This window comes from Oceanicola sp. D3 (assembly GCF_006351965.1).
GTDB lineage: Bacteria > Pseudomonadota > Alphaproteobacteria > Rhodobacterales > Rhodobacteraceae > Vannielia.
Window position 1 is genome coordinate 1,262,493 of record NZ_CP040932.1, and the last position, 15,057, is coordinate 1,277,549.

Consider the following 15,057-nt stretch of genomic DNA (forward strand, 5'->3'; position numbering starts at 1 on the left):
AAATGGACAAGAGCAGTGATGAAAAAGACAAACTCGGGAAGGTTGTTCGCGTTTCTGCTGGCCGTTCTGGTGATTCAGGCCGGAATTGCCGCGTGGCGTGGGGAACTGCTGGTAGGCAAGCATGAAGGTGACACGCTGCATCTGCTTGAGATTGTCTTTCGCATGTCCGAAGGCGAGTGGCCGCATCTCGATTTCATGACACCCATCGGCTTCATGGCTTTCGCTCCCATCGCACTTTTCGTGAAGCTGGGGGCCGGGGTTGGCCATGCAATCCTTTACGCGCAGGCGCTGGTTGGGTTATGCCTCGTGCCGCTGGCGTGGCGGGCCGGGCTTTCGCGGCTTGGGGGCTACTGGCCCTACCTGTTCGGGGCCGTTCTGGTCGTTCTGGCCACTGCGCTGGTGCATGGCGAGGCGCAGCGCTCCGTGTCGATCTCGATGCACTACAACCGCTGGGCCTGGGCGGCAGCCTTCCTCGCCATCCTGATCGCCATGCTGCCTCCGGTCCCGGAGCGCCGCAACCAGATTGCCGACGGGCTGGTGGTGGGCGTGGCTCTGTCGTTCATGGCGCTTTGCAAGGTCACCTATTTCGCTGCCTTCGTGCTCCCGGTCGGTATTGGGCTGCTGGTGCACAAGCAGCATCGGGCCCTGCTCGTAGCGTTGATCACCGGGCTGACGGTGGCTGCCATTGTCACGGCTTTTGCCGGGTTGGATTTCTGGCTGGCCTATATTCGGGATCTGCTGCGCGTTTCCGTTTCGGAAGTGCGCTCCAACCCGGGTGAGCCCTTTGTCGCCGTGGTCGCCGCGCCGGCCTATCTTGGCGGCTCGCTGGTGTTGCTGGCTGCCGTTATCCTTCTGCGACAGGGCGGTAAGTCGGCGGAGGGCATGTTGCTCTTGCTGCTCACGCCGGGCTTCTTCTACGTCACCTTCCAGAATTACGGGAACGACCCGCAGTGGCTGCTGCTGCTCGGCATCCTTCTCTTCGCGGCCCGGCCCTCGCACGATGTAAGCAATGGCCTAGGCTGGGACATGCATAATGCCGTCGGCCTCACAGCCGCGGCTGCCTTCGCGATGATAGTCCCTTCGGCGATAAACCTCGCCTATAGCCCGCTTCGCCACCTTGGCCAAAAGGCCGAAGACCACGCTCAGTTGCTGCCGCGCGCCACGCTGCATGGCGATCTCAAAGCCGCTAAGATCAGGGTCTATAGCGCCGCGAAGCGCGTGCCGATGGTCCTGCCGGGCGACGGCACCGCAGATTGGCCGGAGCGGCCTGAACAGGAAGAGCCACAACTGCTTAACGGCGAGCCGCTGGCCCAATGCGAGATCATGATCGGCGTGCCGGCTTGGTTCGACTCAATCGCGCGGAGCCTCGAAGACAGTGGTCATCGGGGAGAGCGGATTTTCTTCGCCGATCTCTTCTCTTCGATCTGGCTTTTTGGAGAGTTCGAGCGGCTGGAAAATGGGGCACCTTGGTACTACGGCGGGCTCCCGGGCTTCGACAGCGCCGATTACATACTGGTGCCCATTTGTCCGGTTCTGCCGCCGGTGCGCAAGCTGGTGCTGGAGCGGATCGAAGAGCGGGGAGTAACGCTTGAGGAGGTGGATCGCACGCCGCTCTACATGCTTTTCAGAAAGAGCTAAGCGGCGCTACTGAGCGCCGTATTTCGCCGCCATCGCCAGATAGGCCGCAAGCGTACCGCCTAGGGCAAGACCCATAGGAAAGTCCTTCCGCTTCCAGCTTTCCCACTCCGGCACAAGGTTGCGCACAGGCGGGATGGCGCGGGCGAGACGGTGCGTGACGAAGGCGGCAAGCATGATCGCAGCGAAGAGCATCATCACGTTGAACAGATCGCCGAGCGCGATGAAGGGGGCCATGGCTGCAGCAAACTTGGCGTCCCCTGCGCCGAGCATGCCGACCATGTTCATCACGAAGCCGATCGCCAGCACCACCACGATATGAAGCCATCGCCATGCATAGTCGCTGAAGGGCAGCAGGATGAGCCCCGCCACGGCGAAGACCAGCAAGGTGAGGATAACCGCCTTGTTGGGGATCTTCATACGCGCCATGTCTGACCACGCGACGAAAAAGCAGATCGGCGCGGTCAGCCAGAAGAACCACAGGCTGGGGTAGGCGGGGGCGAGCATCTAATGGCCCCGCGCTCAGTTGGTGACGTTGTTTTCCAGCGCCCTGAGAGCCCGCACGGCCTCTTCGAAGTGCTGTGGATGGGCGTCGATTGCTTCCTGTAGCAGGCCCTTGCCAGTTTGCACATCGCCCTGCTTCACAGCGGCCAGCGCTGCGGTGTGCAGAAGCTGAGCACGCTCGACCTGCGTCATCTGAACCAGCGGCAGCCGGTAGTTGCGCTGGGCACCGCGCGCGAGGACGAGGTTGTTTTTGGCGGTGAAGAGCTCGGGATCATACTGAATCGCTTCAACAAAGAGCTTCTCGGCGCCTTTGTAATCGCCGCGGGAGAGCTTGGAATAGCCCCAGTTGTTAAGCACACCGGAGGGCTTTGTCGTAAGGCCCACGGCTGTTTCGTAGAAGCTATCGGCCTTCTTCCACTCCTTGTTGCTGTCAGCAACCATGGCCTCAAGGCGGTAGCGCTTGTAGGTCTCGTGGGTGGGGGGGATGCTGTCGAGCTCGGTCTCGGCTTCTTTCCAGTCACCGTTGCGCAGAAGGGCGTCGGCGAAATCGACCTTATCGTCGAGCGTGCTGTCTTCATGTTTGATGACCCGGCGCCATGCTGCAACGGCTTCGGTGCTCTTCTTGGCGCGGACGAGGCTCATCGCGAGACCGCGTAACAGGTCGATCCGCTTGGGATTTTCCTTGCTGGCGCGCTTGAAATAGCTGACGGCTTCGTTGGGGTCGGCGACTGTTAGCATGATGTCGGAGAGGCCGTTTTCGTCTACGGCGTTTACCGAGGCCATGGCTCGGGAGACTTCTCCATCGGCCGATTTTTGGCAGGCCGAGAGGGCCAGGGCACTGGTAAGTGCTAGGGAAATAGCGATTTTCTGGCGCATTTTGCTGCGTCCTTTTACTGCTCTTGCTGCCTCACGGTGTGCCGAGAAGGAGGTATTGCCCACTGCCTCTGCGCACCAAGTCGAAATTGTATTCTTGTTCTTCTTCAGGACCATAGCCGGGGATCTTTATGCGATCCATAGCGAGGTTCAGGTTTTTCTTGATCTCGGCGGAATTGCCACTGTCCAGCGCGAAGGCGATTTTGAACACCCTTGCGGCCTCTCCGTAATTGCCTTTCTCCATCAGAATAACGCCTAAGTTATTCCAAGCAGGGGGAAATTTCTCGTCCTTCTTGACGGCGCGGCGGAGCAGATCCTCGGCTTGCCCAAGCCGACCGAGCTTGAGATTTGCACTGCCAAGTGCGCTCAATACATCAACGGTCAACCCCTGTTCGGCCCCGGCCCGATAATAGGCGGAGAGCGCCAGCTCATACTCCCCGGCATTCATCAGACGATGCCCCACAACCAACCCGTCCGGATCCTCGAACGACCGGCTCACAGGGGCCTTAGTGCCTTGATTCAACTGCGAAAGCCGATCAGACCCGCAGGCCGCCAAGGCGAGCAGGAGAAGGGCCGCGAAGGCCTTGGGGAATGTTGCCAGCTGTGACAGGAGACTGCTCGCCTGCGTTGTTTTTCTGCCCGCGAAGATGCGCGTGATCCCCCCATGTGACAAGCCATCTTCCGGCCGTCAGGCGGCGAAAGGGGCAAAAAAGTGACAGCAACGCCCGGTGGGGCAAGGGGCGCACGGGGGGTAACAGAGCACCTCAGCACAAGTGATGCACAAGCTATGCACAAGTGATGCACATGTCGTTTGACATAGTGGGATGGTTAATGGGGTGGGGCGGTGGGGGAGGATTTACTCCACTCATTTTTGGGTTGATCCGGCAGATGAGCGCTCGAAACACCTTGGGCGGATACGAGACATGCTCCGCAGCGGCGAAGTGTTCAAATCTGGCGGGGAAGAGCTGAACTTGGGTCTCCGGCAGCAATTTTTCGTTCTCAATGAAGAAAATCGAACTGCCGCTATGGAGCGAATTCGCAAGTGAATTTATCAACGGCACTGATCTATTGAAACGAACTTTTCGATGCACTATTTATACTAGGTCCATTGTTGCGATGGCGTCCGACGTGAAGCTGGCACTGTCCATGCGGATCGCGCGTCATGGTGGCGATACCGAGGTGGCCGTGGCTGCCAACGTGTCCCTTGTCTGGGAATATACAGGCGAGATGGATGGTCTGAACCCGACCGTTGCTTTTGAAGCTGTGAGTGCCCATAGTTTTGGCCCCCAAGCAGCAGATAAGCATTCTACGCGGCGGGCCGGGCCGGGGCGGAAAGCGCTTGACAGCGCCCAAAAACCTTTAAGGTGGAAGGCGACGAAATGTGTGGATTCTCCCCGAAAAACCGGCTCCTTGGAGCTGGCTCACCGGCTTGTGCGGTTTCGCGCTCGCCGTAGCGTCCATTGTTGCGATGGCGTCCGACGTGAAGCTGGCACTGTCCATGCGGATCGCGCGTCATGGTGGCGATACCGAGGTGGCCGTGGCTGCCAACGTGTCCCTTGTCTGGGAATATACAGGCGAGATGGATGAAGTGCCCGTCAACGGTCGGAGTTGCATGTGCGGGGGACCGAACCGGAGAAACGTATGGGTGATTTAGTTAAGGCCGTCCGTTCAGAGAGCAACATGTTTGCCGCTTGGCGTCATGTTAAGAAGAGTGCCCTAAATTCAGGAAGCCCTGAAATTAAAGGGGCTGCTGCGCGCTTTGAGCATCAACATCAGCGCTATATCAGGCGCTATATCCGTGAGCTGCAGCAAGGGAAGTTTGTCTTTGACAAGGTTGAAGGCGTGCTGGCCGACAAGGAAAAGCGCGAGAAAGCCCAAAAAGACCCGCGACCCATTGCAATCGCGACACTGAAAAATCGCCTCGTTCAACGCGCGATATTGCAGATATTGCAGCCCCGCAAAGCGAGAGACACCAGTGAGGTCGATCCTCGTTTCTTAACCGTCACAAATCCTGCGCTTGGCAAGATCAACGCCGTAAATTCCTCTGAATTTGGGGTTGGTGGTCTTATCAAGCCCCATGGAGGGGTAGAGCAGGCTATCAATCTGATCATGTCCGCTATGTCTCAGGGAGCGAGACTATTTTACCGCTCGGACATCAAAGGCTTTTTTAACGACATTCCACAGGAACCTGTTGTCGAGTTTGTGCGCAATGAAACTGGTGATGATGAACTGGCGGATTTGTTCGCCAATGGTCTTGACGTGCAACTGGCGAATGCGGATCAACTCGATGGTTATGCCGACCTTTTCCCCTCAAATGGTCGTGGAGTAGCCCAAGGCTCTTCTTTGTCCGCCTTTGCGGGTAACGTACTGTTGTATGAGATGGATCATGAAATCAATTCATTGGACGTAGGCGTAACTGCGGTCCGCTACATCGACGACATCATGATCGTTGCTGACACCCAGGAGAGACTCAATGCCTCAGTAAGTTTGGCCAAACTCAAGCTTGGAGGGATGGGTTTCGAACTCTACGAGCCGACAGAGTCAGCCGACAAAGCCGAAACCGGAAAGTGTTCTGACGGCTTTGGGTTCTTGGGGTGCACGTTGCATCCGAAAAGCTGTAGTCCGAGCTCTGCGTCTGTGAAACGTGTCATCGGTGACGCTGAAGAGACGCTTTCGAAATCTCAGGGTGCCATCAAACGTTTCAAGGACAAGGGTGGCATTTTTCCTTCGGAGCAATCTCCAAGCTCAGTGTTATATGCTCTCGGCAAAAAGCTGTACGGCTGGCAAAAGTCTTTTGCCTTTTGTGATGATATAACCTCTTTTCAATACCTCGATGAACGTATCGCGAAGCGCGTTGAAAAATACAATCAGATCGTGGGGCGCCATACTCGAGGGTTGGTTCCATCCGAAAAGGCTAAAGTATACGGTATTCCTTCCACCGCTGAAATGTCTTGCGCCAAAGGTTGGAATACGTCCGCCGCATCATAATGGATCGTCCGATGTCTGCTGTGGAGAAGCTACGACGCAGCGGCGGTGACCAAGATCAACTACAAATCGGGGCCGTTAGAGGCCCCCATTAGTGCAAAAGCGCCGCCCAAGAAGAGCGGCGCTTGATAGCAATTCGAGCTACCCCTCAAAAGAAGGTCGCATTACTCAGCGTTTCATAGATCTTATAGACCGACGGGCCGATCAGGATGATCATCAGCGGGGGCACGGTGAACATCATGGTGCCCAGCGTCAGCTTGGTGGGCAGGACGTTGGCCTTTTCTTCGGCGCGCATCACCCGCTTGTCGCGCATCTCTTCGGAGAACACCCGCAGGGCGTCTGCCATCGAGGTGCCGAAGCTGGCGGACTGGATCATCACCGTCACGAAGCTGGCGATGTCTGGCACGCCGCAGCGCTCGGCCATGTCTTTCAGCACGTTGGTTTTGTCTTTACCGGCCTTCATCTCATGGGCGACGATGGCGAATTCTTCGGCCAGCGCGGGGTAGCCCTGTTCGATCTCCTTGGAGACGCGGATGATGGCTTGGTCCATCGACTGGCCGGCCTCGACGCAGACCAGCATCATATCCAGCGAGTCCGGGAAGCCGTTGGTGATTTCTTCCTGGCGCTTCTTGAGGCGGCTGTTCACCCAGTAGCGGGGCAGGTAGTAGCCCGCGAAGCCCGGCAGGAGCACTGTCAGCAGGAGTTGCTGGGTCGACACCTCGCCGTTGGAGGAGGAGATGATGGCCACCAGCAGGCCGATCAGCAGCGCGCCGATGCCCAGCGAGAACTGGATGAAGTGATACATCCGCACCGCGTTTTTGCCACGGTAGCCGGCCTGCACCATCCGCAGGCGCGCGGCGCTCATCTCTTCCTCGCCTTGCGGTTCGAGGAAGGAGGCGAATTTATCAAGCTTCTCGGCGTTCTTGTCCCTGGTGCGCAGCGTGGCGGTTTTGCCGTTGTCGACCTTCGCGGCGCGGTTGCCGCCGGTGCCCTTCAGCTTGTCCATCGGGTCGGCCTGCCGCTTCAGGAAGGAGGGCAGGGTGAGCAGCACCAGCAGCAGCCCGAGCGCGCCGATGGCGTAGAGCGGGCCCAGTTCGCCGAAGGTGGCGATGAGCCAGTCGTTCGCTTGTTGCAGGAGTTCCATGGGCGCGGCCTCAGACTTTGATGTTCACCATGATCTTCATGAAGATCACGTTGATGGTGAGGAAGGTGCCCACGACGAGGCAGGCGGGGATGAAGGCGGCGGTGTCCTTCACGTCATCGTAGTAGTCGGGCTTGATGACGTTGATCATGATGATCGCGAGGATCGGGAACATCGACAGGAACATGCCGGACCATTTGGCTTCTGCGGTGATCGCCTTGACCCGGCGGAACAGTTTGAAGCGCGAGCGGATGACCTTGCCGAGGCCTTCGAGGATTTCGGCGAGGTTGCCGCCCGATTGCTGCTGGATGGTCACGGCGACGGCGAGGAAGCGGAGATCCTGCATGTCCATCCGTTCGGCGAGATCCTTCAGGCTTTCGGAGACGTCGCGGCCATAGGCGCTTTCATCGGCGATGACGCCGAATTCGGAGCCGAGCGGATCGGGCACTTCCTTGGCGACGATGTTGACCGCCGAGGAGAAGGGGTGGCCGACGCGCAGGGAGCGGACCATCAGTTCGACGGCGTCGGGGAGTTGCTCTTCGACGAGGCCGAGGCGCTTTTTGGCTTTGCGGTTGACCCAGACGTAGACGCCGCCGACGCCCATCACCAGCGAGACGATGAGGCGGATGCCGAAGCCGGCGGAGGAGGCGACGGAGAGGGCCCCGAAGGCGACCACGGCGAGGCCCATCATGATCAGCACCAGCGCACCGGGGGAGAAGGCGATGTTGGCCTTCTGGGCCTTGTCCGCGAGGATCGAGTAGAGCGGGATGCTCTTGGTCGACATGTGCTGCTTCATCTCCTTGCGGAGCTGTTCGAGCACCTCTTCGCGGTTGCCGCCCTTCTCCATCATGTCGAGGCGGCGGTTGACCTTGCTGTTGAGCGAGATCGACTTGCCGAAGACCACAAGGTAGAGGCCCTCGACCAGCACGATCACGGCCACGAAGATCAGGCCGTAGATGAGCGGTTCTGCTGAGATTTGCATGTGCTGCGCTCCCCCTTATTGCGCGGCGATGGGTTCGAAGATCGTCGCCGGGAGGTCGTAGCCCCAGGACTTGAAACGGTCGGAATAGGCGGAGCGGACGCCGGTGGCGTTGAAGCGGCCGATGATCTTGCCGTCGGAGGCAAGGCCGAGGCGCTCGTAGCGGAAGATTTCCTGCATCGAGATAACCTCGCCCTCCATGCCGGTGATCTCGGTGATCGAAACCATCCGCCGCGAGCCGTCCTGCAGGCGCGAAGCCTGCACGATGAGGTTCACAGCCGAGGAGATCTGCGAGCGCACGGCTTTCAGCGGCATTTCGATACCGGCCATGGCGATCATGTTCTCAAGACGCGACACGCCATCGCGCGCCGAGTTGGCGTGGATCGTGGTCATCGAGCCGTCGTGGCCGGTGTTCATGGCCTGCAGCATGTCGATCACCTCTTCGCCGCGGGTCTCACCCACGATGATGCGGTCAGGACGCATACGCAGGGCGTTACGCAGACAGTCGCGCTGGGTCACCGCGCCCTTGCCCTCGACGTTGGCCGGGCGACTTTCCATCCGGCCCACGTGGGTTTGCTGGAGCTGAAGTTCGGCCGTGTCCTCGATGGTGAGGATGCGCTCGGCATCGTCGATGAAGGACGACAGAGCGTTGAGCGTGGTGGTTTTACCGGAGCCGGTACCGCCGGACACGATCACGTTGAGGCGGCAGGCCACGGCGGCCTGAAGGTAGGCGGCCATCTCCTCGGTGAAGGCACCGAACTTGACGAGGTCGTCAATCGCCAGCTTCTCTTTTTTGAACTTACGAATGGACACCAGCGAGCCGTCCACCGCGATCGGCGGGACCATGGCGTTGAAACGCGAGCCGTCGGAGAGACGGGCGTCAACGTAGGGGTTGCTCTCATCGACGCGACGACCCACGGCGGAAACGATCTTGTCGATGATCCGCAGCAGGTGCCGTTCGTCTTTGAAGGTGATGTCGGACATCATCAATTTGCCGGCCCGTTCGACGAAGATCTGCTTGGGGCCGTTGACGAGAATATCGTTGACGTCGTCGTCTTTGAGCAGGGGCTCCAAAGGGCCGAGGCCGGTGACCTCGTCGTAGAGATCCTGGTGCAGCGTCGCGCGCTCTTCCTTGTTCAGCACCACGCCCATTTGCTCGAGCGTTTCGGCGGAGATGGCGACGATTTCGGCTTTCAGGTCATTCTCGGTCGCGGTTTCGAGCGCGGCGAGGTTGAGGTTGTCGAGCAGCGCCTTGTGCAGCTCCACCTTGATCTCGGAGATCCGCTCCTTGCGCTTCTTTTCCTTGTCCTCGGGCGTGGCCACGGCAGACACCTTGCCCGGCTTTTGCGGAGCAATCGCGGCGCGCTGGATCTTGGCCTTGGGCGCGGCGGCTGCTGCGGGAGCGGCGGCTGCGGCCGGGGCGGCCTGATTTGCGGCGTCGGGGCCAGCCTGCTTTTTGTAGCGCGAGAACATTGGCTTATTCCTTCAGGTCTATGCGGTCAGCCCGCTGTCTCCTCGACCCGGACAAGGTCGAGCAGGGAGTGGGCGAGTTTTTGAACATCGCGGCGGAATGCGTTTTTCGGGGCGAATTCACCCAGCGGCTGGCCGTGGTCGGCGCTATCGCTCACCTGCTTGGCGCCGTTGGCCAGCATCAGCTCGATGTCGATGTCGAGCCCCTCGGCCATGCGCTTGACCCGCGATTTGCCGGAGAGATCGGTGAACTTGGGCGAGCGGTTGAGCGCGAAGCGCAGCTTCTCGACCGGCAGATCCTCGGACTTCAGTGCGCGGATCATCCGCATCACGTTTTGCGCCGAGCGCATATCCAGCTCGATGGTGGAGAAGTAGATTTGCGAGGCTTCAAGCACCGTCTCCGTCCAGGCGCAGACCGTGCTGGGCATGTCGATGATGACAAAGTCGAAGTTGTAGCGGGCCACGTCGATGACGGCGGTGATATCTTCAGGCGTGACGATATCGAGCGGCAGCATTTCGGAGGGTGCGGTGAGCACCTGGATCTTGTCGTTGTAGCTTTGAAGCGCGGCGAGGAATGCGGCGCTGTCCATCGAGGCGGTGTCGTTGAGGAGCTCGAAGACGGCTTCCTTGCGATCCAGGTCGAGGTAGGTGGCGGTGGAGCCAAACTGAAAGTCGAAGTCCAGCAGGCAGACCCGGTGGTTTGCGACCTTGTCCAGCGTTGCCAGCTCATAGGCGAGGTTGACGGCGAAGGTGGTGGCGCCAGTGCCGCCTGCCATGCCGTGCACGGCGAGCACAACGCCGTTGCGGTCGCTCGCGGTATAAACGGTGGGCACGCCTGCCTGACCGGGCGCCTGCATTTGCACCGGCGCGGGCTCTGGCTTGCGGAGGCGCTCGATGGCCTCGTGCAGCGCACTCTCGGGAAGCGGGTAGGGCACGAAATCATCCGCACCGCCATGCAGCAGCTGGTGCAGCACGATGGGGCTGACATCTTCGGCAATCACGATCACCTTGACGCCCTTGTCGCGGGCCTTGCTGATCAGCGAGGTAATTTCGGGGAGGCTGCCCTCATCGCTCGAGTCGAGGGCGATGGCGAAGAACTCTAGCTCTTTCGCCTCATCCTGATCGAGGAATGAGTAGGCATCTGCAAAGCCGAGGTCGCCCCAGCTTTCACCAAGTTCGGTTTCCATATCTTCGATGAGCAGATCGAAGTTCTGCACATCTCGTGACACGGTGCATGCAGTGATCGGCGCCGGTTCTGGCTGCAAAACTGCTGTCATCGTCATTGCCTCACGTCCTTTACTAACGGCAACACCCGGATATCCGTTGAGGGGAGGGGCAACTTTTGCTGGCTTCCGCCCCCTCTGGTCCGGGTGCCTGCGCGAGTCGCTATACGCGCACTGCTCCCAATGAAGAGTTGATGCCCGCGAAGTTAGGCAAGATTGCGGCTGAAAAGCCGAAATTGTTGGGTATCTGCGGGGGGATTAACCCCTTGGAAGCTTGTTGTTTCTTGGACTCGGTGCAATCGGCTGCTTTCTCCACAGCATTTGTTGCAAGTCTGGAAACGAAGCTGCCGGAACGAAAAACGCGCGCCGGGGTGCGGCGCGCGTTGGTTGTTTCGGTTTTGGGGCCCCTGCCGCGTGAGAGGCAGGGCAGGGGAGATCCCCGCCCCGAGGTTAACGCTCTTCGGCGTCGCCCCCTTCGTCGATGATGACCAGCTCGTGCGGCTCTGTCGCGGAGGTGATCGTTTCGGAGTAGGAGAACAGCGCGTATTTGCCGTCCTGATACTGCTGGCGCTTGCCGAGGAAACCCGACACCTCTGTGACCGTGCGGCGGTTGCGACGCTCGCGGGTCTGGGTGTGCACCAGCGGCTGGGTTTCACCGTAGGAGACCACCGCCTCAAGCCGGGAGCGGGAGATGCCGCGCGACACGAGGTAGTTGACGGCCGCCCGGGCACGGCGCAGGCCCAGCGCCTTGTTGTAGCCAGCCGAGCCGACGAGGTCGGTGTGGCCGTAGACGCGGAAGCGCACCGTCGGATACTGGGCGATCCAGCGTGCCTGCTTGTCCAGCGCAGCCCGGGCCGAGGCGTCGAGTGCGGCGGAGTTGAAGGCGAAGGTGATCGTTGTCGGGGCTTCCGCGGCGAACTTCCGGCTCAGTTCGATGGCCGCATTGAGTTGGCCGGTGTGAACGAGATGGTTGTTCATCGAAGCGTTGCCGAAGCCGCCGATGTCGAGGTCTGCCCCGGCCACCTGGCCGGGTTCGTCGCATCCGGCCACTGCAAGCGCAGCAGAGAGGATGCCGAAGGTGAGTGCCTTTTTCATGGTCTTCACTCCATCACGTAGCCGTAGGAACCGGAGAAGTCCTGCCGGGCCACTTCGCCTGCGCCACCTTTGGTGGAGGTGCGGGTGGAGGAGCCGTTGGCGGGCATGGCATCTTTGCCGCCGAGGAAGAACTCACGCTCGGTGGGGGGGCGCACACGGTCGGTGGGAAGCGCGAGGGCTTCGCCGGTGGTGGGCGACACCAGGTGGGCCGAGACGATGATCACCAGCTCGGATTGGTTGCGCTGGTAATCCGACGAACGGAACAGCGTGCCCAGGATCGGGATGTCACCGAGCCATGGCACCTTGGAGATGCCGTCGGTGAAGTCGTCCTGCAGCAGACCAGCGATGGCAAAGCTCTCGCCGTCGCGCAGCTCCACGGTGGTCGAAGTCGACCGGGTGCGGAAGCCGTTGACGGTGAAGCCCGCATCGGTGAAGCCGATGGTGGGATCGACACCCGAAACCTCTGCCGTCAGGCGCAGGTTGATGTTCTTGCCGATCACGCGGGGCGTGAAGTTGAGCAAGATGCCGAAGGGCTTGAATTCGACCGTGACAGAGCCGTTGTCGTTTGACACGGGCACCGGATACTCGCCACCGGCGAGGAATTCGGCGTTCTGGCCGGAGAGCGCCGTCAGGTTGGGCTCGGCCAGCGTGCGGATGAAGCCGCGGGTCTCGAGCGCCTCCAGAAGGATCGCCAGCTCGACATTAGAACCGCCGAAGCCAAAGGAGATGGCACCGGTGCTTTCGCCCGACCGGGTAACCTGGGTGTTGGGGTTGCCATCAAACAGGTTGCTCAGGTTGTTGCCGTCGATGTAGGTGCCCGAGCCGCCGGCAGAGCCGAACTGACCCTCACCGCCGGAGACGCCGTTGATGCCCACGGACGCGGAGAGCGACTTGGACACGGAGCGGTTCATCTCGGCAAAGCGGACTTTCAGCATCACCTGCTGCGAGCCACCCACCGACATCATGTTGGACACCCGCTGGGGTGCATAGCGCTGGGCGAGATCAAGCGCGCGGTCCAGAGAGGCCGCGGAGCTGACGATGCCCGAAAGGATCAACCCGTCATTGGCGGGGCGCACCTCGATGTGCTCGCCGGGGAGCACCTCGCGCAGACGTTCTTTCAGCTCGGAGATATCCGGCGTGACCTGAACCTCGACGTTGGTGATGAGCGACCCATCGGGCGCAAGAAGCGTGAGCGTCGTGCGGCCCGGCGCCTTGCCGAGCACGTAGATGGTCCGCTCCGACAGCGTGGAGATGTCCGCGATGCCGGGGTTTGCAATGGAAAGCTCTGCGAAGGCCTCGTCGCTCTCGACGACAACGGCCCGGTTCATTGGAACTTTCAGACTGGAAGAAGCCGAACCCGACATGACCCGTAGGGTCTGGGCGGCTGCCCCCTCGATATGGGGAATGAAAGCAGCAAGGCCCAAAAGGCCCGCCGCCATAAGCGTTCTAAGTTTCATGTGACCCTGCCTCTATAGTCACTAATAGGAATGGAGCCTTATGGCCCACTTGTGGTGACCACATCCTGCGAGGACTTGTGTTTTTTTGCAAGAATCAAAGCGTTGTGGCGATTCCTTTATGTAGTTTCACAGCAACAGGGGGCTATTTGTAGCGGGCCGCCTTGCGAGTTGCCCCTAGGTATAGCGGTCAAGGTAATACCAAGCCGAGGTCACCCGGACGTTGGGGCAGGCGCTCGGTGCCAAATGTCAGGCGAAACCGACTTTTGTGCCGGTTTGCTGACCCAGATGGCGGGGGCAGAACGCCTAGCGGCCGTTCCCGCGTCGCGCAGCAAATGTCCGCTTCGAGCCCAGACTCACCGATGCTGCGGGGCGCGCGAATGTCGGCTTTCGTCCGGCGCGTCGCACCATGATGGAGTTAGTCAGCTTCCACCAAGTCACTCCGGGCATCGCGGATGATCATCCACGACGAATGCAGGAAAAGCCCCGCGATCGCGAACGCGACGATCAGGTCGGGCCATGCACTGCCAAGCCACGCGACCAGCCCGGCGGCGATGACCACGGCGAGGTTGCCGATGGCGTCGTTGCGAGAGAACAGCCAGACGGCTCGCATATTGGCATCACCCTTGCGGTGCTTTAGCAGCGGCAGCACCGCGAGGATGTTTACGATCAGCGCACCTACCGCGAAGGCTCCCATCAACCCGGCTTCTGGCGTGGTCTGGTTGAGGACACGCCAGAGCGTGCTGCCGACAACGCCAAGGCCCAGAAGGCCCAGAAACACGCCTTGGATCATCGCCGACCGCGCCCGCCATGTCAGGCTCCAGCCGATGGCGAGCAGGCCCAGAAACGTGATCGCACCATCGCCCAGAAAATCGAGCGCGTCTGCCTTCAGCGCCTGCGAACCGGACAGGAACCCGCCGAACATTTCGACCACGCCGTATCCGAGATTGAGCGCGACCACGATCCAGAGCGCGCGGCGATAGCTCGGGTCCTTGTAGGCCGGATCGGACGATGTATCGCCGTCCTCGATCTTCTCGAAACCGTAGCCGGTCGCGTCGAGCGCGGGCCGCACTTTCGGCAGATCGCCGTCCGCGATCCGCAATGTCATGATGTGGGTGGCGGCGGACACTTTCACGTCGCCTTCGGCCACGCCCGCAGACCGGGCCGCGCGCTCGATCTCGGCGGCATCTTTCGCGCAGTCCATGCCTTGCACCCGCATTCGGATCGGGGAGGAGGCTGTCGCCAACTTGCTGTTATCGGGCTGGCTCATGTGCGATCCTTTTTGTGGTGGCGGGCGAAAAGGTACGCTGCTAACGTATCAGTGGATAATGATATGACAGCGCAAAACATTCAAGACGATCTTTCGGCACCCGATACACTGGAACTGCGGGCAAAGCTCTTCCGGGGCCTAAGCGATCCCAGCCGTCTGACGATCCTCGATGCGCTGGTGTCGGACGAACGCAACGTGCAGGAAATCGTCGGGCATACGGGTTTGGGTCAGCCCAACGTCTCGAACCATCTGCGCTGTCTGCTGGAATGCGGGCTGGTCAGTCGCCGCAGCAAAGGCCGCTTCGTTCGGTATCGTCTGGCGGACAGGCGGGTCGCCGATCTCATCCGTGATGCAGATCAGCTACTTGCCTCGACAGCCAACGGAGTTGATGCCTGCCAAAGCTATACGGACTAACCGGCGCGACCTGC

Annotated in this window: 13 protein-coding genes; 3 read left to right on the plus strand and 10 right to left on the minus strand. The window is 60.4% G+C overall.

The features are described 5' to 3' along the window. Nucleotides 1-18 precede the first annotated feature (18 nt). Entirely contained in the window at nt 19-1,638 is a 1,620-nt protein-coding gene (locus FHY55_RS06440; RefSeq protein WP_140013403.1) for a hypothetical protein, read from the plus strand. Between the two features lie 6 nt (nt 1,639-1,644). Here FHY55_RS06440 and FHY55_RS06445 read toward each other — a convergent pair whose 3' ends face one another. From FHY55_RS06445 to FHY55_RS06455, 3 genes are read right to left on the minus strand one after another with little or no spacing between them, the layout of a single operon-like run. Then, entirely contained in the window at nt 1,645-2,142 is a 498-nt protein-coding gene (locus FHY55_RS06445) for a prepilin peptidase (protein ID WP_140013404.1), read from the minus strand. 15 nt (nt 2,143-2,157) lie between these two features. Then, nucleotides 2,158-3,015: a lipopolysaccharide assembly protein LapB gene (locus FHY55_RS06450; protein WP_140013405.1), complete on the minus strand. Its 858-nt coding sequence runs from the start codon at nt 3,013-3,015 to the stop codon at nt 2,158-2,160. 31 nt (nt 3,016-3,046) lie between these two features. Further along, nucleotides 3,047-3,613: a tetratricopeptide repeat protein gene (locus FHY55_RS06455; protein WP_371707706.1), complete on the minus strand. Its 567-nt coding sequence runs from the start codon at nt 3,611-3,613 to the stop codon at nt 3,047-3,049. 1,040 nt (nt 3,614-4,653) lie between these two features. On the opposite strand from FHY55_RS06455, the gene FHY55_RS06465 reads away from it, so the two are divergent. Continuing rightward, nucleotides 4,654-6,000 (plus strand): reverse transcriptase domain-containing protein, encoded by a 1,347-nt coding sequence (locus FHY55_RS06465; RefSeq protein ID WP_140013407.1) that lies wholly within the window; start codon nt 4,654-4,656, stop codon nt 5,998-6,000. A 145-nt stretch (nt 6,001-6,145) separates the two neighbouring features. Here FHY55_RS06465 and FHY55_RS06470 read toward each other — a convergent pair whose 3' ends face one another. From FHY55_RS06470 to FHY55_RS06500, 7 genes are all read right to left on the minus strand, one after another. Next, nucleotides 6,146-7,141, minus strand: coding sequence for a type II secretion system F family protein (locus FHY55_RS06470; RefSeq protein ID WP_140013408.1), 996 nt, complete (start codon nt 7,139-7,141; stop codon nt 6,146-6,148). A gap of 10 nt (nt 7,142-7,151) precedes the next feature. Next, complete coding sequence (locus FHY55_RS06475) at nt 7,152-8,120, minus strand: type II secretion system F family protein (protein WP_140013409.1); 969 nt, start codon at nt 8,118-8,120, stop codon at nt 7,152-7,154. Between the two features lie 15 nt (nt 8,121-8,135). Further along, the gene (locus tag FHY55_RS06480; RefSeq protein WP_140013410.1) at nt 8,136-9,590 is read right to left on the minus strand and encodes a CpaF family protein; all 1,455 of its coding nucleotides are present in this window, start codon (nt 9,588-9,590) and stop codon (nt 8,136-8,138) included. A gap of 26 nt (nt 9,591-9,616) precedes the next feature. After that, a complete protein-coding gene (locus tag FHY55_RS06485) occupies nt 9,617-10,870 on the minus strand; it encodes an AAA family ATPase (RefSeq protein ID WP_140013411.1) in 1,254 nt (417 codons plus the stop codon). A gap of 390 nt (nt 10,871-11,260) precedes the next feature. Continuing rightward, the gene (locus tag FHY55_RS06490; RefSeq protein ID WP_140013412.1) at nt 11,261-11,905 is read right to left on the minus strand and encodes an OmpA family protein; all 645 of its coding nucleotides are present in this window, start codon (nt 11,903-11,905) and stop codon (nt 11,261-11,263) included. Between the two features lie 5 nt (nt 11,906-11,910). Continuing rightward, nucleotides 11,911-13,362: a type II and III secretion system protein family protein gene (locus tag FHY55_RS06495; protein ID WP_140013413.1), complete on the minus strand. Its 1,452-nt coding sequence runs from the start codon at nt 13,360-13,362 to the stop codon at nt 11,911-11,913. A 415-nt stretch (nt 13,363-13,777) separates the two neighbouring features. Next, nucleotides 13,778-14,629, minus strand: a complete 852-nt coding sequence (locus FHY55_RS06500) for a cation diffusion facilitator family transporter (protein ID WP_007803328.1) — start codon at nt 14,627-14,629, stop codon at nt 13,778-13,780. Between the two features lie 63 nt (nt 14,630-14,692). Here FHY55_RS06500 and FHY55_RS06505 point away from each other — a divergent pair, with 63 nt between their 5' ends. Further along, nucleotides 14,693-15,043: a helix-turn-helix transcriptional regulator gene (locus tag FHY55_RS06505; protein ID WP_007803330.1), complete on the plus strand. Its 351-nt coding sequence runs from the start codon at nt 14,693-14,695 to the stop codon at nt 15,041-15,043. The last annotated feature ends 14 nt before the right edge of the window (nt 15,044-15,057 follow it).